Origin of the sequence: Mycolicibacterium sichuanense (assembly GCF_033741125.1) — a bacterium.
GTDB lineage: Bacteria > Actinomycetota > Actinomycetes > Mycobacteriales > Mycobacteriaceae > Mycobacterium.
Map to the genome: position 1 here is coordinate 298,409 of NZ_JAWQPU010000002.1, position 23,159 is coordinate 321,567.

Sequence of the window (23,159 nt, forward strand, 5' to 3'; positions counted from 1 at the left end):
ACGTGACCGAGACACTCCCCCCGACGCGTGCCCACACGACCGCCGAGAAGCTGGCCGAGCTTCGCGAGAAGTTGGAGCTGGCCCAGGACCCCGGTGACGAGAAGGCCAAGGCGCGCCGGGACAAGAAGGGCATTCCGAGCGCACGCTCGCGCATTCATGCGCTGCTCGACCCGGGGAGCTTCCTGGAGATCGGCGCGCTGGCCAAGACCCCGGGTGACCCGGGCGCCCTGTACGGCGACGGCGTCGTCACCGGCCACGGCACCATCGACGGCCGCCCGGTGGGCGTGTTCAGCCACGATCAGACCGTCTTCCAGGGTTCGGTCGGGGAGATGTTCGGCCGCAAGGTCGCGCGGTTGATGGAGTGGGTGGCCATGGTGGGCTGCCCGATCATCGGGATCAACGACTCCGCAGGCGCCCGCATCCAGGACGCGGTGACCTCCCTCGCGTGGTACGCCGAGCTGGGTCGTCGCCACGAGATGCTGCGCGGCCTGGTTCCCGAGATCTCGCTGATCTTCGGCAAGTGCGCCGGTGGTGCGGTGTATTCGCCGATCCAGACCGATCTGGTGGTCGCGGTCCGCGACCAGGGCTACATGTTCATCACCGGTCCCGACGTGATCAAGGACGTCACCGGTGAGGACGTCACGTTCGACGAGCTCGGCGGCGCCGACGTGCAGGCCCAGCGCGGCAACATCCATCAGGTGGTCGAGTCCGAGGCCGCGGCCTACCAGTACGTCCGCGACTATCTCTCGTTCCTGCCGTCCAACCACTTCGACGACGCTCCGATCGTCAACCCCGGTCTCGAGCCGGAGATCACCCCGACCGACCTCGAGCTCGACACGATCGTGCCGGACGCCGACAACATGGGCTACGACATGAACGAGATCCTGCTGCGGATCTTCGACGACGGCGACGTCTTCGAGATTGGCCAGCAACGCGGCCCGGCGATGATCACGGCGTTCGCCCGGGTGGACGGCCGGCCGGTCGGCGTGATCGCCAACCAGCCGATTTACCTGTCCGGCGTGGTCGACACCAATGCCTCCGACAAGGCCGCCAGCTTCATCCGGTTCTGCGACTCGTTCAACCTGCCGCTGGTCTTCGTCGTCGACACCCCCGGCGCCATGCCGGGTGTGGAGCAGGAGAAGGACGGCATCATCAAGCGCGGCGGCCGGTTCTTCAACGCCATCGTCGAGGCCGACGTGCCGAAGGTGACCATCGTCGTGCGCAAGGCCTACGGCGGCGGCTACGCGGTGATGGGGTCCAAGCAGCTCTCGGCGGATCTGAACTACGCGTGGCCGACGGCGCGCATCGCGGTCATCGGTGCCGAGGGCGCGGCCCAGTTGCTGGTGAAGCGCTTCCCCGATCCCACCGCACCCGAGGTGCAGAAGATCCGCAAGGACTTCATCGAGGGCTACAACCTCAACCTGGCGATCCCGTACATCGCCGCCGAGCGCGGCTACATCGACGGGGTCATCGAACCGCACGAGACGCGACTGCTGCTGCGCAAGTCGCTGCGTCTGCTGCGCGACAAGCAGAACTTCCCCAAGACGCTGCGCAAGCACGGCCTGACGCCGATCTAGAGCTTCGGCAGCTCCAGCCAGTCGTCGACCTCGAAGCGGTCGCCGCGCGCCACCAGCGTTGCGCCGCCGTGCCCGGGGTAGTGGGCGGGGATGACCGCCGCGCGGGCCCGCGCTGCCTCGGTGAAGATGCGGTGGCGGGTGGCCGCCGCCGCGGCGCCGTCGACGTCGAAGGCACACGGATCGGCGGGCCGCACGATCTGGATGGGGCAGTGCGTCAAGTCGCCGACGAACACCGCGGGCTGGCCCGCATCGAGCCACAGCACCGACGAACCCGGGGTGTGCCCGGCCGCCGGCCGCAACCGCAGCGACTCGCTGAGCTGGAAGTCGTCGGCCCACGTCATGATCTGTGACTCGACGGGAAACACGCTGTCGGAGAACACGATTCCCATCGCCTCGGTGTACCCGGGGCCATCTGGGGCGAAGTGGCGGTAGTCCGCCTCTGGCATCACGTAACGGGCGTTGGGGAACGTCGGGCGCCACTGCCCGTCGACCAGGTGAGTGTTCCACCCGACGTGATCGGTGTGCAGGTGGGTGTTGACCACCACGTCGACGTCGGCGGGATCGAAACCCGCCCTGGTGAAGTCGGTCAGGAAGTCCGTGGACAGGTGGTCCAGCGGCGGCATGTGCGGGCGATCCCGGTCGTTGCCGACACCGGTGTCCACCACGACGGTCAGCCCGTCGACCTGCAGCACCCAGATCTGCATCGCGATGCGCCACCGGTCCTCGGCGCGGTTCCAGAAGTCGGGCTCGAGCAGCTCGGCATTGGCGGCCCACTCCGCCGCGGGGACGTCGAACAGCGACGTCCGCATCTCCACCTCGGTCTCCAGGACCCGGGTCACGGTGGCGTTGCCCAGCATGATGCGGTCGGTCATGGCACGACACTACGATGCGGTGGTGGCCGACCTCGCCGACGTGCTCAAGCTGGGTGACGCGCTGCCCATCGTCGGAGATGGAGTGCGCCGTGGCAGGTTGGCGCTGGCCCGGCAGCTGCGCGCGGCGGTGTCGGTGGTGGGAGCCCAGGTGGTCGGGCTGGTTCTCGACGAGATCGACCTCGACGCCCTGATTCGGGAGCGGGTCGACGTGGACGCCATCGCCGCGGAGATCGACATCGACGCGATCATCGCGCGCATCGACCTCATCGGTCTGGCCAATCTAGTCATCGACGGGGTCGACCTTCCGAGGATCATCCGCGAGTCGACCAACTCGGTGACCGCCGAGGTGATGACCGACGTCCGCACCCAGGGGCAGCGCGCCGACGACGCGGTGTCCGGCTTCGTCGGCAGGATGCTGGGGCGCACCCAGGAGCCACGGTGAGCGCGAATCTCACTGCCGCGGGGATCGTCAGCCGCGGGGTGGCCGCCATCATCGATCTGGTGGTGGTCGGGGTAATCGTCGGAATGCTCTATCTGGGGATGGCGCTGACCCGACTGGTGGTGCAGCCCACGGCCTTTCGGTTTCCGGCGCTCGATGCCTTCTTCTCGACGACGGTGGTCTTCGGCGTCGCGGTGCTGTATCTGGCCGGCTGCTGGATCGTCTCGGGATGCACGGCGGGGGCGGTGGTCATGGGCCTGCGCGTGGTGGGCCGGGATGCCGGACGCTTGAGGCCGGCCGTCGCCGTGTTGCGGGCACTGGCGTGCGTGGTGTTCCCGATCGGTCTGGCGCTCGTCGCCGTCGATGCCCGGCGCAGATCGGTACAGGATCTGCTGTTCGGCACGCGGGTGGTGTACGTCGCGCCGATTTAGGGTTTGATCATGATATGTCGAACCACTTCACCGGCCTGAGCCTCGGACCGCCGCTTGGCGATCAGCGGTTGGATCTCTGTGACCTGTACGCCTTCCAGTCCCCGGCGGATTCCACCCGAACGGTGCTGATCCTCAACGCCAACCCGAATGCCGACGCGCTGCATCCGGATGCCATCTACCGCCTCGCCGTCGACGGCGACGGTGACCTGCTCGACGACGTCGCGTTCAGCTACGTCTTCTCCGAACCGGTGGACGGCCGCCAGACCGTGGACGTGTTCATGGCCACCGGTGCCCAGGCGCGACAACCGGAACCGTTGGGCGAGAAGATCTTCGCCGGCGTCGAGGTGTCGTTCGGCCCGACGCCGAACGTCGTCACCGCCGACGGGGTGACGTTCTTCGCCGGGGCGCGCAGCGATGCGTTCTTCTTCGACTTCGACGGGATCAAGAACCTCTTCGACATCTCGGGCGGCCGCAACTTCACCGCGCTTCAGGCCCCGGGCACCCCACCCTGGACGGGGGTCGACTCGAACGCGACGGCCAACGTGTTCTCCATCGCGCTGGAACTGCCCACCGCGAGACTGGGCGCCACTGGGGCGCTGCGGATCTGGGGACGGTGCAGCCTGCGCCGCGACGGCGAGCTGGTGCACGTCGACCGGGCGGGGCATCCGTCGGTCAGCAGCTTCTTCAACACCGACGACACCAAGGAGGAGTACAACGCCAGCCTGCCGGTGCACGACAGGCAACGCTGGATCGGGCAGTTCGTCCACCTGATGGGCCACACCGGGGGCTACTCCGAGGAAGAGGCGATCGCCGCGATCGACGAGGAGGGCACGCTGCCGGACATGCTGACCTTCGACCCGTCGAAGCCGGCCAAGTACCCCAACGGCCGGGTGCTCACCGACGACGTCATCGACTACCGCCTGGCCTTCTTGTCGAAGGGCGACATCCCGCCGACCGGGCTGAGCCCGCACACCGACACCCTCGCCACGTTCCCGTATCTCGGTACGCCGCATTGAGTGTCGGCCCGTGATTAGGTCGACGGCCTGATGATCTCGTCGACTACCCACTGCGCGACGCCGGCTGGATAGGGGTCGGAGAGTCCGAGGACGACGTGGCTGAAGCCGGCCTCGACCGCGCGGCCGATCGCGTCGCGGGTGACGTCGGGCCGCTCGTAGGAGACGGGCAGGTACGTCGACCGGACGATCGAGGCCGGATCGCGCCCAACGTCGTGGCAGAACCGGTCCAGCCGGGCGCTGCGCTCGACGGCGTCGACGAGGTCGCCGCCGGGAATGTTCCAGACGTCGGCGTGCTCGGCCACCACGCGCAGCAGCTTGGTGGATCGCCCACCGATGACGATCGGAGGATGCGGCTTCTGAACGGGTTTGGGATTGCCGAACGCTCCGGTGACCGTGACGTGGTTGCCGGTGAAGTCGAACGGCCGGGTCTCGGTCCATGCCTTCTTGATGACCGCGAGGGCTTCGGCGAGGCTGGCGACGGAGTCGGCGAAGTCGTCGTAGTGCAGGCCGTTGGCGTCGTATTCGCGCCGCGCGAGGGGATTGCTCGGCCGCGACCCGGCGCCGATGCCGAAGTCCAGGCGGCCCTGGGAGACGACGTCCACCGTGGTGGCGATCTTGGCCAGCATGGCCGGGGGGCGAAAGCGATTGCTGGTGACCAATATTCCCGCCCTGATTCGGCGCGTCTGGCCGACGAGCGCCGCCAGCAGTGTCCATCCCTCCAGGATCGGGCCGTCGAGGTCGCCACCGATCGGCATCAGGTGGTCGAACAGCCAGGCGTGTTCGAGTTCGGGCAGCGCGTCAGCCTCCTGCCACACGCGGAGCACGTCGACGTAGGAGACCTGTTGCGGAGCGGTCATGATGCCGAACCGCACGGGATGCCGACCTGTCATGCGAACGTCTCCTCGAGAAGCGATAGAGTCGGAAACGGAACGTCGTTCCCGGTGATGCACCATACGGAACATTGTTCCGTTTGACTAGGCGGGGAGGGATGGCCGATGAAACCGCCGCGCAAGCGCTCGGATGCCCGGCGCAACGAGGAGGCGCTGCTCGCCGCGGCGGCCGCGGCGTTCGTCCAATCCGGCGTCGACGTTCCCGTGCGCGACATCGCCGCCGCGGCCGGCGTCGGAGTCGGCACCATCTACCGGCACTTCCCCACGCGCGCCGACCTCATCGTCGCGGTCTACCGCCACCAGGTGCAGGCGTGCGCAGACGCCGGCCCAATGCTGTTGGCCACCAACGACTCCGCCTACGACGCATTGGCGAAGTGGATCGATCTGTTCGTCGACTTCCTGGTCACCAAGCACGGTCTGGCCCACGCCTGGCAGTCGGACTCCGCAGGCTACGAGAGCCTGCACGCCCACTTCCTCGATCGTCTCGTCCCGGTGTGCGACCAGCTACTCGTCGCGGCTGCCGACGAGATGATCTCCGACGTCGACGCCCTGTGGCTGATGCGCGGCGTCGGAAACCTCTGCATCGGCGCCGGCGGTGACCAGGGCTACGACGCCCGCCGCATGGTGCGAGTCCTCGTCGCAGGGCTTAGGGCTTGATTCGGATCTTGCCCGGCGAGTACCACCCGAAGTGCGTCGCCGTGCCGAGGTCGAGCTGGGCGGGCTGCGCGTCGACGATGGTGTCGAACCTGCGCAGCGAACCCCAGTCGCGGCCCCAGTCATGCGACAGATACGTCGACATCACGTTCTGTCGCAGCAGCAGGTCGGTGACGCCGAGCAGGCCCCCGTTGAGGCCGTCCTGCCAGGTGTCGGTGTCCTTGCGCTTGGCGTTGTAGTCCGGTGTGATGCGGAACTTGGGCACCTCGGTGACACCGTTGGAGTGCAACATCGGCTGCTGGCACGGGAAGGCCAGCCCGACCGCCCAGTCCATCAGCACCGGTTGTTCGGAGCCGAGGTACCGCTGCACCGTCTCGAGCTCCGGCACCCGCGGCGGCGTGACGGCGACCCAGTCGCCGGGGGTCAGCGACAGGTCCTCGGCAACGATCCGCACGGCCGTCGCGTCGGCCGGGATCTGAGAGCGGTCGAAGCGAAGGTTGCGCCACGACGGGATCGGGCCCAGATCATACGGCTCGACGCGCCCGGCCGGTACCGGAGCGCCGCCGGGACCTGGCTTGGCGAACTCAAGTTCGACGGTCTGGCCCTCGGTGTGGCCGTTGAAGACGCTGTTGCCGCTGATGCTTCCCGCGGCGGTGACGACGACCAGCGGATGGGCGGCATCGGCACCCGGTAGCTGATACCAGGCCGACGTCAGCCGGCTCTGCTGCTGGGTCGGGCCGGGCTGATAGGTACCGGCCAGTGGAACGCGGCTGGGATCGAGGCCGTACGGCAGCGGCACGGTCGACCCGTTCACCCCGGGGCTCGACAGCCTTACCGGTCGCGCCCAGTCGTAGTCGGTGCCCGGCGTCGGAAGGTCATTTCGAATGGCCTCGGCCACGATGTGATCGGGTACGCCGTTGGGGGTGAAGCCGACGGGTCCGACGCCGCCGAGCGGGCCGAGGGGGCCGTAGTCACCCGGAAGCGCAGTCAGGAAACCGGCATTGCTGTCCGGTTCGACGAGCACGTCGTCGGCCAGCCCGCAGCCGCCGGCGAACGCCTCGAGATTGGAGGCGCCGTTGGAGTACGTCGGGTACTGGCGCACCACGCCGGCCAGCATCGAGGCGACGAACACCAGGACCATGAAGCCCGCGGTGACGGGGATCGGGGCGGCGGTGACCACCTTGACCAGCCGGTTCTCGGCGCGAGTTCCCGCGAGGTGCAGCCAGAATGCCCACACCGCGGCGATGCCGAACAGCGCGAAGAAGATCGAGCTGACGGTGATGCCGCCGATCTTCGGCATCGCATTGTTGAACGGGACGCCGAAACTCGAGACGTACCACCAGCCGTTGGTGCTGGAGAAGGTCAGTGCGACGACGAAGAGCAGGGCGGCGACGAAGGCCATCCGGTTGCGTGCCGAGCGCAGCACCAATGGCGATACCAGTACCGTCGCGACCGCCGCCATCGCGGCGCCCACGGCGGCGAACAGACCGAAGTGGTGCACCCACTTCGTGGGCGCGAACATCAGGAAGAACATGGTGCCGAAGATGATTCCGGCGAGTCGCCACACGGGACCGCGGGCGACACCGGGAACCCGCTTGCGCCGCAACATGATGAACAGCACGGTGAACAGGCTCAGCGCGGTGATCAGGAAGCCGAAGCGCCGCGACAGCGAGCCGTCGACGGTCGGCAGGATCAGGTAGTAGTAGCGCAGGTTCTCGGTGTACCAGGCCTGACTCGGACCGATCGCAGTGCGAATCCTGGTGGCCTCCAACACCGTTGCCAACGTCTGGTCGGCGAACACCACGGTGAGGATGATCGTTCCCGCCGCCAGCAGTGGTAGCACCAGCGGCCACGTGCCGAGGTCCCGGCGACGCCGCACCAGGATGCGCAGCAGCGGACGACCACCGGCCAGCAGCGCGGCCACGGCGATCAGGCCCGTCGGCTGGATGCCGAGGGTGAAGGCGGCGGCGACGATGGCCAGCGCGGCGGGGGTGAGCCGGCCCGAGATGATCGCCCGTTCGATCAGCACGTAGGTGATGAGGGCGCCGGTGGCGATCTGACCCTCGGGGCGCAGCCCGTTGTTGAACGGCATCCAGGCCGCCATCAGCACCAGGCCGGCGGACCACATCGCGCCGCGGCTGGAGGCCACCGACGGGCCGAGGCGCGGGAGCACCTCGCGGGACAGCAGCAGCCAGCACACCAGCGCACAGATCAGGTCCGGCAGGCGCATCCAGATGCTGGCGTCGCTGACGTGGGTCATCAGGGCCAGCACGTTGTAGAACCAGCCGAAGGGATCCTCGGGGCTGCCGAACCAGCGGAAGTAGTTCGACATGTAGCCGGCGCGTTCGGCCACCCGGGCCATCTGCAGGATGTAGCCGTCGTCGGAGGAGTTGGCGCCGATGACGTGCCACAGCAGGAACCCGCCGACCACGACGACGTCGGTGGCCGAGAACGTGCGCCACCGCGACGGGATCAAGCGCTGCATGCGCCTGCCGTCGGTCTGATCCAGCCGCCACAGGGCGATGATCGCGATGACGGTGGCGACGATGGCCAGCAGCATCGCGGTGAGCTTGAGGACCGTCGGCTTGGTGGTGAATCTGGTGTCGACCGTTGCCGACAGCGAGAGCCCTTGCGGGGCAGCGCCCTTCAGGTCGGTGAAGACGCCGACGAAATTCGGCCGCAGGTTCGGGTCGGGGAATCCGCTGCGCAGTTCCTTGCCATCGGGTCCGGTCAGGCCCACGAACGTCGCGAACGTGCCCTTCTCGTCGGAGACGATGTCGATTCGCGAACATCCGGCGGCCTTGGTGCGCGGCACGCTGGCCACCACCACGTTGCGGTCGGTGACGTCGACGCGCGAGGCGGTGACGTTGACGAACAGCGCGTTGAGCGCGGCGTCCTTGCCGTTGGCGGGTGCGGTGCCGAGCACCATGCCGCCGGCCGGTGGCATGGCGGCGATCACGTCGCACGGCACCGTGGCCGTCATCGTCACCGGCGTCAGCGAGATCAGTGGCGCGGTGACGTTGGTGAGCTGCCCGGCCTGCGGCCAGTTCACCATCGCAGTGGTCTGGACGACCGGGAGTAGGGGAGTGAGGACCGACAGCACGAAGCCGATCAGTCCGGCGATCATCGCCACCCAGCGTGTGGTTCTCATGAGTCCGTTTCCAGCGGGAGGGCGCGGATCGGGCCGCGTCGGGTCCACCCGAACACCGTTTCGGTGCCCTGGTCGACGGCGACGGTGGGGGCGACCGAGGCGGGCACGATCCGGTCGTAGCGCTCGATCGAACCCCAGTCGCGGTACCAGTCCCCGCTGAGGTAGCTCGGCACGGTCGAGGTACGCAGCAGTGCCTGGATGTAGAGGAAGGGGCCACCGTCGTCAGCGGACTGCCACTGATTCGACGACACCACGACCTGCTTGGCGTTGGGCAGGATCCGGTACTCCGGAAGCTCGGCGACGCCGAGGTGCTGGGTCGCCGGATGCTGGCACGGGAAGTTCGCGGCCGTGGCGATGTCCATCAGCACCGGGGTCGAGGACCCGAGGAACTGCTGTGCGGTCTGCAGCACCGGGACCCGCGGCGGAGTGAACGCGAACCACTGGTCGGTCGACAAGTTCGGGTCGTCGGCGACGATGCGCGCGACGTTGGCCTCCGGCGGGGCCGCCGCGAGCGGGAAGCGCAGGTTGCGCCAAGCGCGCTGCGGGACCAGTGGGTCGATCGGCTGCGCCAGCCCCACTCCGCGGAACGTGCCGTCGGGGTTGGTGACACCCCACTCGAGCTTGAGCGACTGACCGTAGTTGAAGTTGCCCTCTTCGTCGGTCGACCAGATGGCCCCCGCTGCCGTCACGGTGACCAGGGGACGGTCCGGGGTCCGCGGTGGCAGGGCGTACCAGGCGGACGTCGCCTTGGCCGCGGCGCCGTTCTCGCCGTAGCTGCCCATCACCGGGGTGCGCGCCGGGTCCAGCCCGAAGGGCAGGAACACCCGAGACCCGTTGACGCCGACCGGCCCGTACCCGCCGCCGGTACCCGCGGAGAAGCCGATGCCCGAGTTGGGCTTGTCGGGGGAGCCCGGGGAGTTCACCGTGCCGGGGTTGGCGGTGACGGGTTCGGGCGGCAGCAGGGTGTCGCTGACCCCGTTGGGGGTGAAACCGACCGGGTCGGTGCCCCCGAGCGGTCCGTCCGCGCCGTACCGCTGACCAGGAGCCGGTGCCAGCAGGCCGGCATTTGGATCGGGTTCGACGAGGACGGCGTCGGCCATGGCGCAGCTGGACGAACCCAGACCGGAGGCGATGGCGTCGACGTCGGCCTTGGCGGTGGTGTAGGCGGGGTAGCGGGCCGCGGCGCCCTTCACCATCGATCCGACCTCGAGCAGCACCATCAGCGTCGCGACCACCAGCAGCGGGGTCGACGCCAGGACGCGGTTGCGCCGGGTGTTGGCGACTTCGGTGTGCCCGGCGTAGTCCATGCGGAAGTGCAGCCAGCCGGTGAGAACACCGCCAAGGATCGCCAGCGCCAGGAACATCGACGTCACCGGCTGGCCCGCGAGCACGGGTTGCTTGTCGAACCAGGGCACGCCGTAGTTGCCGACGTAGAACCAGCCGTTGATGCCCGAGGTGGCCCATGCCAGGACGAACAGCAGCGCGGTCACGTAGAGCGCGAGGTTGCGTCGGCTGTGCAGCCCGACGCGGGAGAACGTGAAGGCGGTGACGGCACCGAGCGCGCCGGCCAGCCCGGCGAACGCGCCGAACTGCACGGCCCACTTCGTCGGGGTGAAGGTCAGTAGCAGCAACCCGACGGCGGTGGTCCCGAGCAGCCGCCACACCGGGCCCGTCACCATGCCGGGCAGGTTGCCGCGCCGCAGCAGCACCGCCAGCAGTCCGAACATGCACAGCAGCAGGATCAGCACCGAGAAGCGGCGGGTCAGGGAACCGTCGACGCTGTCCTCGACGGTGAGGAAGTAGTAGCGCAGGAACTCCTGGTACCAGGAGATGGTCGGGCCGACGGTGTACTTGATGCGCGCGGATTCGGCGACGGTGGCCAGGGTCTGGTCACGGAAGACGATGACGAAGATCAGCGACAGCGACGCCGCGAAGGTCGCGACGGGCGCCAGCAGCCCAACGCGGTCCTCGCCGGTGCGCCGGTCACCGGCCACGCGGGCGATGGCGCGGGCCCCGACCAGCAGGGGCGCGACGGCGATCAGGCCCTGCGGCGCCAGTGTGACGCTGAAGGCCGCGACGATGATGGCCACGGCCGCGGGCCACAGCTTGCGGGCCCCGACCGAGTACTCCACCAGCACCCAGGTCAGCAGCGCGCCGAAGGCGATCAGCGGCTCGGGGCGCAGGCCGTTGTCGAAGGGAAGCCAGGCGGCCGCGAACACGGCGGCGCCGGTCCACACCGCGACCCGGTTGGCCGCCAATCGCCGGCCGAGTCGGGGGATCACCCAGCGGCTCAGCAGCACCCAGGTCGCCAGGCCGGCGAGCAGGGCGGGCAGGCGCATCCACACCCCGGCCGTGCTGATCGCGGCGAGGTGACCGAGCAGCGACTGGTACCAGTCGAACGGCGCCTCGGTGGCCCCGAAGTAGCGGTAGTAGTTGGCGACGTACCCCGCGTCGCCGGACACCCTGGCGATGGTGAGGTTGTAACCGTCGTCCGAGGAGATCGCCCCGACGACGTGCCACAGCAGCAGGACCCCGACGACGGCGACGTCGGCCAGCCAGGTCGCGACGCCGGCGCGGGCGAACCGGCGCCACCCGCCGGGCACCCGCCGGCCGTGCCGGCGGTCGAGGACGGCCAGCGCGACGATCGAGGCGATGGTGGCCAGTACGCCGAGGGTCATCAGGGCGGTCTTCAGTGCGGTCGGGCTGGCGATGAAGCGGGTGTCGACGTCGACGCGGGCCGAAAGACCTGGCTGCGGCGCCACCTTGAGATCCGTGAACACGCCCGCGACCTGCGGCTTCTTCTCGACGGGAAGGGTGCCCGCTGCGCCGGGGATGCCTGTGAAGTCCGCGCCGACCCCGCCGACGTTGGCCCAGACGTGCAGTACGCTGCAGGCGCCGGTGTCGACGGCCTGGCGCGGAGCCACGGCGGCCACGGAGTCACGGAACGCGACGATGACGCTGTCGGCGGTGGCCCGGACGAACAGACCGTTGCGGCCCGCGTCGATGCCACCGTCGGGGATCGTGGACAGCACGATGCCGCCGGCGGCAGGCAGGGTGGAGACCGCCTTGCAGGGGATCGAGACGTCCAGGGCCAGCGGCGCCCCGGACACCAGCGGAGCGGTCACGTCGGTGATCGATCCATCGGGTCCGGTGCCCTGCGGCCAGAGGATCGCCGCCGTCGTCTGCTTCACGGGGAGCAGCGGGGTGAGCGCGCAGAGCAACAGCCCAACGAGGCCCGCAATGATGGCGACGAGTCGAAGGGTCCTGGCGGGCACGAGGCTCGATGCTATGCGACGGACTCGTGTGCGTGACGGCGCCATGCGGCGGCCGGCTCGTTTCGCCGGGTCAGCTCAGGCGCAGGGGGCCCGGCGTCCACCAACCGCTGCGGGTGGCGGTGCCGAGATCCAGGCGGGCCGGCTGGGCGGACGGGTACCACGGCGTCAGCTTCTGCAGAGCGCCCCAGTCGCGGAACCAGTCGTTCTCGAGGTAGGTCGGCACGGGTTCGGCGCGCACCAGCAGCTCGGTGATGCCCAGCGGGCCACCGCCCAGGTAGTCCATGACGGGCGAGTTGGCCTCGGCACCGAAACGGTCGGGCAGGATGCGCCACTTGGGCACCTCGGTGACGCCGTTCTGGTGCCCGAAGGGACGCTGGCAGGGAAACGCCAGGCCGACGAGCCAGTCCAGCAGGACGGGGTCGGTTGAGCCGACGACGTCCTGCAGCGTCTCCAGCTTCGGGATCCGAGGCGGGGTGACGGCGATCCAGTGCTGGGGGGCGAGGTCGTCGTCGGTCGCCACCAGCCGCACCTGGGTGGCGTCGCGCGGGATGGCGCTCAGCGGGACCCGCAGGTTGCGCCACGCCGGCACCGCGCCGACGTCGCCGAGGCTCGTGCTGCCGCCGGGCTGGCCGTTGGCCGCCTGCGCGTCGGTCGCCCACTGGACGACGACCTCGCCGACGTCGAAGCGCCCGGCGGCCGCGACCACCAGCAGCGGCCCGGCTTGATCGCGCGAGGGCAGTCGGTACCAGGCCGACCTCAGCTGTGCGGGCTGCTGCGCACCGGGGCGCCAGCTGCCCATCACCGGGGTCTTGGCGGGGTCGAGGTTGTACGGCAGACGCGCCCGCGATCCGTTGACGCCGGCCGCGGCGGTGGTGCCACCCTCGGTGCCCGGCTCGCTGCCGGTGACCACCGAGCCGTCGGTGTCGGCGAAGTTTCCGCTGCCCTGCGGCTCCATCACGGGGTCGGCCGAGACGTCGGCGGGAATCCCGTTGGGCCCGAAGCCCTGTGCGGTGGTGGCGCCGAGCGCGGCGCTCACCGGCACGCTCACCGGCGTCAGCATCCCGGCGTTGGGATCCTGTTCGACCATCACGTCGGTGGCCAGGCCGCAGGTCTTGCCGGTCACGGCTTCCAGATTGGCCCGGCCGACCGACCACGCGGGGTATTGGCTCACCATCGCGATCGTCAGGGAGGCCACCTCGAAGACGACCAGCGCCCACACTGCGATCGTCAACGGTGCCTGGGCGATTCGCGACCAGCGGCGAGGCCTGCGGTCGTCGAGTTCCCGCCCTCCGCCGAAGTGGAACCACGCCGCCACCAGCAGCGCCACCACCGACAGCCCAAGCAGGAAGGTGGTGAAGCCGAACTTCCACTGCGGGAACTGGTTCGACCATGGCACACCGAAGTTGGAGACGTACCACCAGCCGTTGACGCTGGCGAACGAGAACGCCGTCATGAACAGCACGACGGCGGCGAAGATGGTGCGGTTGCGGCGGGACTTCATCGCCGTGGCGGCCACCGCGACGGCCGCCAGGGCGCCCAGCGAGCCGGCCAGGCCCGCGAAGACGCCGAAATGGTGCGTCCACTTGGTTGGCGTGAACATCATCGCGAGGAACGAGATGATCGTGATGCCGATGATGCGTCGGCTCGGCCCCGCGGCGGTGCCGGGAATACGGCCCTTGCGCAAGGACATCGCCACCGACACGGCCAGCGCGAGCAGCAGCGCGAGGACCGCGAAGCGCCGGGCCACCGAGCCGTCGGGGCTGGCCATGAACAGCCGCTCATAGCGGATGTGCTCGTCGAACCAGGCCAGGCTCGGTCCGACGGCCGACTTCAACTCATTGGCCTGGACCTCGGCGGCCAGTGTCTGGTCGCGGAAGATCAGGAAGATGGTGGCGGTGCACGCGGCCAGGATCGGCGCGAGCAGCGCGAGGTAGCCGAAGCGCGAGGTGTGCGCCGCCACGATGGTCTTCAGCGGTCCGATCGCGACGAGCAGCGCGCCGGCGGCGGCGATGCCGGTGGGCCCGGAGAACAGGGTGAGCGCGCCGATGATGATCGCGATCGCGACCGGTAGCAGCCGGCTGGTCGCCACGCCCCGCTCCACCGAGCACCAGGTGAGCAGGATGCCGAGCGCGATGATCGGCTCGGGCCGCAGCCCGTTGTTCAGCGGCAGCCAGAACGCAAGGAACATCCCTGCCGCGGTCCAGGCCGCCGCGCGGCTGGTCTTGACCGCGTGCCCGAGGCGGGGGATGACCTCGCGGCTGATCACCCACCAGCACGCCAGCGCCATCAACAGCGTCGGCAGCCGCATCCAGACGCTCGCGGTGCTGACGTGCGCCCAGAGCGCGAGCAGGTCGTAGTACCAACCGAACGGGGTCTCCGGCGTGCCGAACCACCGGTAGTAGTTGGCCATGTAACCGGCGTGCTCGGACACCCTGGCCATGGTCAGGATGTAGCCGTCGTCGGAGGTGTTGGCGCCGACGAAGTGCCACCACACCAGCACCGCCGCTACGAGCCCGTCCAGCGGACCCAGCGACCACCAGCGCCGGGGCAGGAACCTCCGGTGCCGGACGCCGTCTGCGGTGTCGAGCACGTGCAGGGCGCCGAGCGCCAGGACTGTCAACACGATCCCGACGATCATCGCGATCATCTTGAGTGGGGTTGGCGAGGTGCTGAAGCGAGAGTCGACGTTCGCCGAGAAGGTCAGGCCGGGCGGGGCCGGTCCGGAGAGGTCGGTGAAGACGCCGACGATCTGCGGGCGGAAGTCGTAGCCGCTGCGCTCGCCCCTCAGCGGATCGCCCGGCTTGGCGGACCCCTCGGCGTCCGGTCCCTCCACCAAGCCGACGAACTCCCCGGTGACCCGTTCGGCGTGGGCGGTGAACGTCAGCTTCTGGCAGGCCGGGCTGAGCACCTCGTTTAGCGGAGCCGTGACGACGGGGGTGTTGCGCACGATGACCAGCAGGTCACCGCCGACCCGCTCGATCAGCAGGCCGCGGTCGACGGCCTTGGGCGCCTGCTTGGGGACGGTGGACAGCAGCACGGTCCGGTTGGCGTTCTCCGGCCCGACGAGGCCGGCGGCGGCACGGCAGGGGATCGACACCTCGAGGTCGGTCGGCACGTATCCGATCAGCGGCGCGTCGACGCTCTGCAGCACGCCGTTCTGCGGCCAGTTCAGCTGCGCGGTGGTCTGGGTGACCGGCAGGAAGGGCGTGGCGATGGCCAGCAGGGCGCCGAGCAGTCCGGCGACGATGGCGATGCGTCGGGCGGTCACGTGGTTGGTACCCGCTACCACCTCCGCGCGACTCACGGGGCTAGATGTTAGTGCTCCGCCTGACGGGCCCTCATCGGTCACGGTCGACTACTTCCTGATCGCCAGGACGAAGGGACCGATGTCGGAGACGTTCCACCGCGGATCGTCGAACAGCGCGGCATCCAGGGCCACTTGGTAGCGCCGGACGTTGGGCTGGTTCGGGTAGACGTCGCTGGCCAGCCGCAGCGTGTAGGTGTCGTTGGCGCCGTGGCGCATCAGGAACACGGTCGGGGGAGCCCACGGAAGCCGGTCGAGTGCGGCGATCAACTCGTCGGGTTTGGTCATGGTGGCCCAGCCCTCGATCGCCGTGGACCGCTCCTTGAACTGGGCGAGTGGGTTGGCGTAGTGCGAGGTCAACCCCTGGAAGCCGTAGTAGGGGTAGTAGGCGAGGAAGCCGTAGTCGGCGGTCATCACCACCGTCTGGTTGCGCGGCCGTCCGGTGACCTCGGTGATCCGGGCATCGACCTCGCGGTAGTACTGTTCGGCGCCCGGCGGGCGGCGGTCGGCGCGCTGGCCGGTGCCATCGGTGTCGGTGTAGGCGACGACGATGTCCGGGCGCAGCACGTCGGGAATGTCCTGGGTGAACGTCATCGCACCGATCGCGCCGAGGACCGCACCCGCGGCGATGACCCGCCGGCCAGTAGCCGGGGCATACCGCGCGGCGATCGCCGTCGTCGTCTCGACGAAGCCGAGGGCGCCAGCCGCGACGAGCAGCACCGTGAGGATGGGCTGCAGCCGGAAGGACAACAGCGTGGTGCCGGCCAGCGTGGTGAGCATCGACATCAGCGACCACGCATAGACGGCCACCACCGCCACGGCCAGGGCACCCGCGCGGGTGGACGTGCGGGCGCGGACCACCAGCCACAGCGTGCCGACCATGCATAGTCCGCCCAGCAGGGTGAGGTCGAGCATCGGGAAGGTCAGCTGCGCGCCGTCCGACGGCAGGTAGTGCTGCGCCGTTCCGCTGTCGGCGGGCGCGCCCTTGGCTGCGGCCAGTAGGTACGGCGCCCAGCCGATCAGCGCCAGCGCGCCCGAGATCACGGCGATGACGATCAGTCGCAGCAGGGGAGCCCAGCTGCGGTGAGTGACCGTCGCCAGCAGCGCCATCAACACGATCGTGAACGCGGCGTAGCCCAGCAGCAGCGTGTAGAACAGCGCCGCCAGCCCGAGGCACAGCCCGACGCCGACGATCGCCGCCCAGCCACCCCGTGTGGCGCGCAGCCCCGACCAGGCCAGGACGAAGACCGGCGGCAGGAGAACGGTGATGATGGCGGAGTACGGCTCGGCGGAGGCGTAGGCGAGCGTGGCGGCGGCGGTCGCCGTCGCCACCACCAGTGCGAGTTCGAACCGAATCAGCCTGGCCCACAACACGAAGGCGACGACGATCGCGGCGGTGATCGAGATGATCGACCAGGGTTTGAACATCTCCCACGCCGGGGTTCCGGTCAGGGCGGCGAGCCTGCCGCCGAGCCAGAACCAGCCCGGCGGGTAGTAGGGCGGCAGACCGAGGTAGGTCATGTCGTGCGGTGCCGCGGTGTCGGTCAGCCGCGTCAGGTATTCGGTGCGGAACTGCTGGTCCACCGAGACACCGAACAGATACAGCTTGGTGGCCCCCAGCGGCATTGCGAGGGTGACGACCGACAGCGCCGAAAGCGACACGGTGGACAGGAGCCAGGCGGGGAGCTGCCGCCGGCTCCAGAGCCAGCCGCCGGCCAACAGGCCGGCCAGACAGACGAACTGGCCCACGGTGGTGAGGGCGTGCAGCTGGTTCGACGAGTTGAACGCGGGCCACTGGACCCGTGCGATCGCGACCAGGGAGACCGCGGCCACCGCGACCGCGATGACCACGGCGGCGGCCATGAATCCCGCCGTCTTCAGCGACGTGGTCAGCGCCTGTGGCATGGGATTCAGATCGGCAGCTTGCGGAAGATCGGCCTCGGCACGTGGCGCAGCACCATCATCACGTACCGGAACGCTCCCGGCGCCCACACCAGGTCCTTGCCCTTGGCCGACGCAGTGACGGCGAGCTCGGCGACGTACTCCTTGTCGACGGTGAACGGAGCCTCCTTGGCGCCGGTCGCCTTCCAGTGCGCGATCGTGGTGGACGTGCGCACCTGACCGGGCCGGATCACCAGGACGCGAACACCGAACTCGCGCAGCGCTTCTCCGAGCCCGAGGTAGAAGCCGTCGAGACCGGCCTTGGTCGAGCCGTAGACGAAGTTGGAACGACGCACGCGCTCGCCCGCGGCGGAGCTCATCGCGATGATGCGGCCGGAACCCTGAGCGCGCATCTTCTCGCCGACCAGTACACCGACCGAAACTGCTGCGGTGTAGTTGATCTCGGCGATCTGCACGGCCTTGCGCTGGTTCTGCCACAGCTCCTCGGCGTCACCGAGCAGGCCGAACGCGACGATCGCGACGTCTACGTCCTTCTGGGCGGAACCGCGCCCCCAAGCCTCCTCGATCACCTCGGGGTGGGTGTCGGTCTTGACGCCGTCGAAGTCGACCCACTCGACCGACTTGGCACCGGCCGCCGTCATCTCGGCGATGGCGGCGTCCTTGCGGGGATGGTCGGGCAGGTCGGCAAGGATCACCCGGGCCGGGGCATCGCGCAGATAGCGCGCGACGATCGCCAGCCCGATCTCCGAGGTGCCGCCCAGCAGGAGGATGGCCTGGGGATTGCCCACGGCGTCAAAGACCATTTACACGAGCTCCAAACGTCGGGCCATGTCCGAGACGAAGACCCCGGCGGGATCGACCTTGCGGCGCAACGCGATCCACTCGTCGATCCGCGGGTACATGGCATGGAAGGTTTCGGCGGTGGTGCGGGAATCCTTGGCGGTGTAGAGGCGGCCGCCGAATTCCAGCACCCTCTCGTCGAGTTCGGTGACGAACTCACCGAGCCCCGCCTTGATCGGGAAGTCGACGCAGATGTTCCAGCCGGGGATCGGAAAGCTCAGTGGCGCTTGGTTTCCCGGTCCGAACAACTTGAAGACGTTCAGGAAGGAGTAGTGCCCAGAGCGCTGGATGTCGACGATGATGCGCTTGAACTCGTCGACCGCCTCGGTGGGCACCACGAACTGATACTGCAGGAAACCGGCTGGGCCGTATCCCCGGTTCCACTCTCCGAACATGTCCAGGGGGTGGTAGAACTGCGTAAGATTCTGCACCTTGCCGCGGTAGGTACCCGACTTGCGGTACCAGAGCTCGCCGATCGGCCCGAAGGTGTACTTGTTGGCCAGGCCGTTGGGGAACACGTCCGGGAACGTAAGTAGCTGCGGCGCATCGAATTTGAGCGGATTCTTCTGCAGCTTGGCGGGCAGCTGGTCCAGTGTCGCCAGGGAACCGCGCGAGATGGCGGCGCGCCCGAGCTTCGGCGGCGCGCTGATGGCGTCGAACCAGGCACTGGAGTAGGTGTAGTCGTTCTCGCTGCCGTTGCTGTGCAGTGCGATGGTGTCGTCCAGGGTCGGGGTGACGTCACCGTCGGCGATGAAGTACGCGGTCTCCGTCGGCGTCATCGCGATGGTCGCGCGCAGGATGATGCCGGTCAGGCCGTTGCCTCCCACGGTGGCCCAGAACAGGTCGGCCTCGGGGCCGTCCGGGGTCAGGTGGTGCACCTCGCCGTCGGCGGTGAGCAGTTCCATCGAGCGGACGTGGTTGCCGAAGCTCCCGGCGCTGTGGTGGTTCTTGCCGTGGATGTCGCAGGCGATCGCACCGCCGACGGTGACCTGCCGGGTGCCGGGCAGAACGGGCACCCATAGACCCAACGGCAGCGCCGCGCGCATCAGCTGGTCGAGGTTGACGCCGCCGTCGACGTCCACGAGGTGAGTGTCGCGATTCATCGAGTGGATCTGGTGCAGCGACGTCATGTCGATGACGAGGCCGCCACCGTTCTGGGCGTTGTCACCGTAGGACCGGCCCAGTCCACGGGCGATCACACCGCGGCCGTCGGCGCTGGCGACCGCCGCCACGATGGTCTCGGCGTCGGGGGGCGACAGCACCTGCGCGACGGTGGGCGCGGTGCGGCCCCAGCCGGTCAGCCGCTTGGTGGTGGTGGTGAACATCGTGACGAGGGTACCGCCCTCACCTCAGCTTGAAGATCACCGCGCGCTGGACCACGAAGTTGATCACGGTCGCGGTGCCCTGGGCGATGACGAACGCCACCGGCACCCGCCACGGCTTGTCGTCCCACAGCGTGTAGAAGACGTAGTTGATGCCGACCTGCACGGCGTAGGTGACGGCGTAGAGCGCCACCACCGCGATGAACCTGGCCCGGCTGGGTGGCGCCTGGAACGTCCACCGCCGGTTGATCAGGTAGGCCGTCGTGGTGCCGGCGATGAAGCTGAGCGTCTTGGCCACGTTGACGTTCAGGCCAAGGTGCAGGAACAGCACGTAGAGCCCGAAGTCGACGATCGCCGAGAGCCCGCCGGTGACGATGAAGCGCCACGCCTGGGTGGTCAGGCTCAGGTTGGGCGACATCGGGGGCTCGGCCACGAGGGGCAGCTTAGCCAGCACGGCTGCGGGTGCTCACCACCGCGACGCCGGTGGCGCCCCACGGGCAGCCACGGCAGCGGCCAGCACCCCGCACAGAGCCTGCAGCGCCGAGGTGAACGCGTGGTCGGCGGGGGTGCCGAAGCTGACGACGATGCCGTCGGTGGCGGGGACGTCGGGTCCCGCGTCCGGGTGTCGCAGCAGCCCGAGCCCGGCCAGCGCGATCCCCGCCTCACCGGCGCGCCGCATCACCTCGGCCTCGGCGCCCTCGGGCAGCGTCAGCTGCAGGTGCAGCCCCGCCGAGAGCCCCGCGATGCCGATGTCGAACGGAGCGAGTGCCTCGATCAGCCGGTCGCGGCGTTGCCGATACTTCGACCGCATCCGGCGAATGTGCTTGTCGTAGCTGCCCTTCGAGATGAAGTCGGCCATCGTCAGCTGCGCGATGCCGTCGACGTAGAACTGTTGACCACCCCCGGCGGCCAGCACCCGGTCCATCAGGTGGTCGGGGACCACCATCCAGCCCAGCCGCAGGGCCGGAAGCAGACTCTTGCTGGCCGAGCCCAGGTAGACGACGCGGTCGGGGTCCAGACCCTGGACCGCCCCGACGGGTTGGCGGTCGTAGCGGAACTCGCCGTCGTAGTCGTCCTCGAGAAGGTAACCGTCGGTCCGGTGGGCCCAGTCGACGGCGGCGGTGCGCCGGGTGGCGTGCAGGGGCACGCCGTGCGGGAAGTGATGGGCGGGGGTCAGCAGGGCTGCGGAGACGTCGCAGCGGTCCAGGTCCTCGACGACGGCGCCGTGCGCGTCGACCCGGATGGGCGTCGACCGAACGCTCGACGCGGCGAGGGCGTCGCGAAAGATGAACAGCCCGTAGGCCTCGACGGCGATCGGCCTGGCGGTGCCGAAGGTCCTGGCGAGAATCTCGATGGCATGCCGGGTGCCGGCGCAGATGACGATCGACTCCGCGGACGTCCGCACCCCGCGCACTCGCCCGAGGTATTCGGACAGCGCCTCGCGCAGCTCGACGCGCCCCCGCGGGTCACCCATCCGCAGGGCCTCGGTGGGCGCAGTCGACAACGCCCGGCGGGTGGACGCCAGCCACGCGCTGCGCGGGAATGCGGAGACGTCGGGCGACCCCGGCATCAGGTCGTGGGTGGGTACGCCGGGTGCTCCCCGCGGCCGGGTTGGTACCGGCCGCGGTGCGGCATTGAGCACCCACGTCCCGGCACCCTGCTTGGCGGCCAGCCAACCCTCGGCCACCAGGTCGGCATAGGCCTCGGCCACCGTGTTGCGGGCCAATCCGAGGTCCGACGCCAGCGTGCGCGACGGCGGCAGCAGCGCTCCGGGCGCGAGCCGGCCCGAGCGCACGGCGTCGCGCAGGCCCCCGACCAGCAGCTCCCGCGCCCCCCGCGCACCTGGGGTGATCACGCCGCGCAGGTCCAGGTGCAGGTCGCGCGCACCCGAATTGGCCCACGAAGTCACGGATGAATTGAACCATCTAGATGGTTCTTTCGGCGTTAGCGTGAGGTCATGACGCAAACCCTGGAACACCCCACCGCCATCGACCGGCTCAAGATCTACAAGGTATCGCCCGAGCTGTACGACGCAATGATGAAGCTCAGCACGGCGTCGGCCAAGGACGTCGACCCCATCCTCGGCGAGCTGATCAAGATCCGCGCCTCGCAGATCAACCACTGCGCCTTCTGCCTCGACATGCACGTGGCCGACGCCCGCAAGCTCGGCGAGACCGAGCAGCGGTTGGCGCTGATCGCCGCCTGGGAGGAAGCCGGCTCGCTGTTCACCGACCGGGAACGCGCAGCCCTCGAACTGACCGAGGCGATCACCGAACTGCACCACGGCCACGTCTCCGACGAGGTGTACGCCAGGGCTGCCGAGGTCTTCACCGAGAAGGAGCTCGCGCAGGTCATCGCGATGGCCGTCACCATCAACGCCTGGAACCGGTTCAACGTCGCGACCAGGATGAAGGCCCCTCGTCGCTGACGACCGGTCAGCCGACGCGCAGCGTCCTCACATCCGGCCGCGCTATCGTCGAATTCATGGCACCCAGGTTGGGCATGCATCAAAATCGGCTGCGCGCCAGCTCATTTGGCAGCCAAGCCGAGTCCTACGACGCCCACCGGCCCCGCTATCCCGACGCGATGATCGACGATCTCCTGGCTGGGGGCGCGCGGTCGATCCTCGACGTCGGTGCGGGGACGGGGATCGCGTCTCGGCAGTTCGTCGAACGTGGTGCGACGGTTCTCGCGGTAGAGCCCGACGCCAGGATGGCCGCCGTGGCCCAGCGCGCGGGCGTCGACGTCGAGGTCGACACCTTCGAGCAGTGGGCCCCGAACGGCCGAGTGTTCGATGCGGTGGTGTTCGCCGCGTCGTTCCACTGGGTCGATCCCGCGGTGGCGCTGCCCAAGATTCGCGGCCTGCTGCGCGGCGGCGGCCACCTTGCGCTGCTATGGAATCGGTTGGCCCCCAGCGGAACGACGTCGGAGGATCTCAAGGGGATCTACGCCGGCTACTGGGACGTCGGCACCGTCGATCCCCATGGTCATCTCACCGACCTGATCAGGACGCTCACCGCGGGCGGTTATGACGTCGAGGCGCGCAGCTATCCGCAGACCCGGCACTACACCCGTCAAGGGTGGATCGACTTCGCCTTCACCCACTCCAATTATCTGACGCTGAACGCGGACCAGGCCGCAACGCTGCGGGCCGAGCTCGCCGAACGCATCGGCGACGGGGTGACGGTGGTCGGCGACGCGCTGGCGATCCACGCGACGCCCCGCTGACCCACCGGGCGCTGACCAACGCACCCTGCATCCACTTCCGGCACACTCAATTTATTTGACATCAACGTAAACAAATCGAGTTCGATTTGGCAATCGATCTGGAGTGACTTCGCCGCCGGTGACGACTACTTTCGCGCACGACGTGCACTTCCCAGCGAATGATGGCTTTCGTCGCGGCCGCTGTCGCACCTCCGCTCGGCGCCACTGCGTTCGCACCGGCGGCCAAAAGCGTGGTCTGGCCTGCGATGTACCGGCCAT

Annotated in this window: 17 protein-coding genes; 7 read left to right on the plus strand and 10 right to left on the minus strand. The window is 69.0% G+C overall.

The genetic code is table 11. The annotated features are described in order from the left end of the window. The first annotated feature begins 2 nt into the window (after positions 1–2). On the plus strand, positions 3–1,577 hold the full coding sequence (locus tag SBI80_RS08280) for an acyl-CoA carboxylase subunit beta (RefSeq protein WP_318973990.1): 1,575 nt from the start codon (positions 3–5) through the stop codon (positions 1,575–1,577). Here the strand turns inward: SBI80_RS08280 and SBI80_RS08285 are convergent. After that, positions 1,574–2,449: an MBL fold metallo-hydrolase gene (locus SBI80_RS08285; RefSeq protein ID WP_318973991.1), complete on the minus strand. Its 876-nt coding sequence runs from the start codon at positions 2,447–2,449 to the stop codon at positions 1,574–1,576. The genes SBI80_RS08280 and SBI80_RS08285 overlap by 4 nt on opposite strands. Here SBI80_RS08285 and SBI80_RS08290 point away from each other — a divergent pair. From SBI80_RS08290 to SBI80_RS08300, 3 genes are read left to right on the plus strand one after another with little or no spacing between them, the layout of a single operon-like run. Further along, complete coding sequence (locus tag SBI80_RS08290; RefSeq protein WP_318973992.1) at positions 2,448–2,891, plus strand: hypothetical protein; 444 nt, start codon at positions 2,448–2,450, stop codon at positions 2,889–2,891. The two genes, SBI80_RS08285 and SBI80_RS08290, sit on opposite strands and share 2 nt — an antisense overlap. Then, positions 2,888–3,319 carry an RDD family protein gene (locus SBI80_RS08295; RefSeq protein ID WP_318973993.1) on the plus strand — a complete coding sequence of 144 codons (432 nt, stop codon included), beginning with the start codon at positions 2,888–2,890 and terminating at the stop codon, positions 3,317–3,319. The genes SBI80_RS08290 and SBI80_RS08295 overlap by 4 nt, the downstream gene beginning before the upstream one ends. A gap of 14 nt (positions 3,320–3,333) precedes the next feature. Then, positions 3,334–4,335 (plus strand): DUF4331 family protein, encoded by a 1,002-nt coding sequence (locus tag SBI80_RS08300; protein WP_318973994.1) that lies wholly within the window; start codon positions 3,334–3,336, stop codon positions 4,333–4,335. A 14-nt stretch (positions 4,336–4,349) separates the two neighbouring features. Here SBI80_RS08300 and SBI80_RS08305 read toward each other — a convergent pair whose 3' ends face one another. Further along, on the minus strand, positions 4,350–5,225 hold the full coding sequence (locus SBI80_RS08305) for an LLM class flavin-dependent oxidoreductase (RefSeq protein ID WP_318973995.1): 876 nt from the start codon (positions 5,223–5,225) through the stop codon (positions 4,350–4,352). A gap of 105 nt (positions 5,226–5,330) precedes the next feature. Here SBI80_RS08305 and SBI80_RS08310 point away from each other — a divergent pair, with 105 nt between their 5' ends. Then, positions 5,331–5,882, plus strand: a complete 552-nt coding sequence (locus SBI80_RS08310) for a TetR/AcrR family transcriptional regulator (RefSeq protein WP_318973996.1) — start codon at positions 5,331–5,333, stop codon at positions 5,880–5,882. Here SBI80_RS08310 and SBI80_RS08315 read toward each other — a convergent pair. From SBI80_RS08315 to pdxR, 8 genes are all read right to left on the minus strand, one after another. Next, positions 5,872–9,030, minus strand: a complete 3,159-nt coding sequence (locus SBI80_RS08315) for an arabinosyltransferase domain-containing protein (protein WP_318973997.1) — start codon at positions 9,028–9,030, stop codon at positions 5,872–5,874. The genes SBI80_RS08310 and SBI80_RS08315 overlap by 11 nt on opposite strands. Beyond that, positions 9,027–12,305 (minus strand): arabinosyltransferase domain-containing protein, encoded by a 3,279-nt coding sequence (locus tag SBI80_RS08320; RefSeq protein ID WP_318973998.1) that lies wholly within the window; start codon positions 12,303–12,305, stop codon positions 9,027–9,029. The genes SBI80_RS08315 and SBI80_RS08320 overlap by 4 nt, the downstream gene beginning before the upstream one ends. A 70-nt stretch (positions 12,306–12,375) precedes the next feature. Next, the gene (locus SBI80_RS08325; RefSeq protein ID WP_413232676.1) at positions 12,376–15,654 is read right to left on the minus strand and encodes an arabinosyltransferase domain-containing protein; all 3,279 of its coding nucleotides are present in this window, start codon (positions 15,652–15,654) and stop codon (positions 12,376–12,378) included. A 6-nt stretch (positions 15,655–15,660) separates the two neighbouring features. After that, on the minus strand, positions 15,661–17,514 hold the full coding sequence (locus SBI80_RS08330; protein WP_318974000.1) for a galactan 5-O-arabinofuranosyltransferase: 1,854 nt from the start codon (positions 17,512–17,514) through the stop codon (positions 15,661–15,663). Positions 17,515–17,519: 5 nt separating this feature from the next. Next, the gene (gene dprE2 / locus SBI80_RS08335) at positions 17,520–18,314 is read right to left on the minus strand and encodes a decaprenylphospho-beta-D-erythro-pentofuranosid-2-ulose 2-reductase (RefSeq protein WP_318974001.1); all 795 of its coding nucleotides are present in this window, start codon (positions 18,312–18,314) and stop codon (positions 17,520–17,522) included. Then, on the minus strand, positions 18,315–19,676 hold the full coding sequence (dprE1, locus tag SBI80_RS08340) for a decaprenylphosphoryl-beta-D-ribose oxidase (RefSeq protein ID WP_318974002.1): 1,362 nt from the start codon (positions 19,674–19,676) through the stop codon (positions 18,315–18,317). Between the two features lie 19 nt (positions 19,677–19,695). Beyond that, entirely contained in the window at positions 19,696–20,091 is a 396-nt protein-coding gene (locus SBI80_RS08345; protein ID WP_318974376.1) for a GtrA family protein, read from the minus strand. 48 nt (positions 20,092–20,139) lie between these two features. Next, the gene (gene pdxR / locus SBI80_RS08350) at positions 20,140–21,582 is read right to left on the minus strand and encodes a MocR-like pyridoxine biosynthesis transcription factor PdxR (RefSeq protein WP_318974003.1); all 1,443 of its coding nucleotides are present in this window, start codon (positions 21,580–21,582) and stop codon (positions 20,140–20,142) included. 48 nt (positions 21,583–21,630) lie between these two features. Here pdxR and SBI80_RS08355 point away from each other — a divergent pair, with 48 nt between their 5' ends. Then, entirely contained in the window at positions 21,631–22,101 is a 471-nt protein-coding gene (locus tag SBI80_RS08355; protein ID WP_318974004.1) for a carboxymuconolactone decarboxylase family protein, read from the plus strand. A 74-nt stretch (positions 22,102–22,175) separates the two neighbouring features. Beyond that, entirely contained in the window at positions 22,176–22,901 is a 726-nt protein-coding gene (locus tag SBI80_RS08360) for a class I SAM-dependent methyltransferase (protein WP_318974377.1), read from the plus strand. The last annotated feature ends 258 nt before the right edge of the window (positions 22,902–23,159 follow it).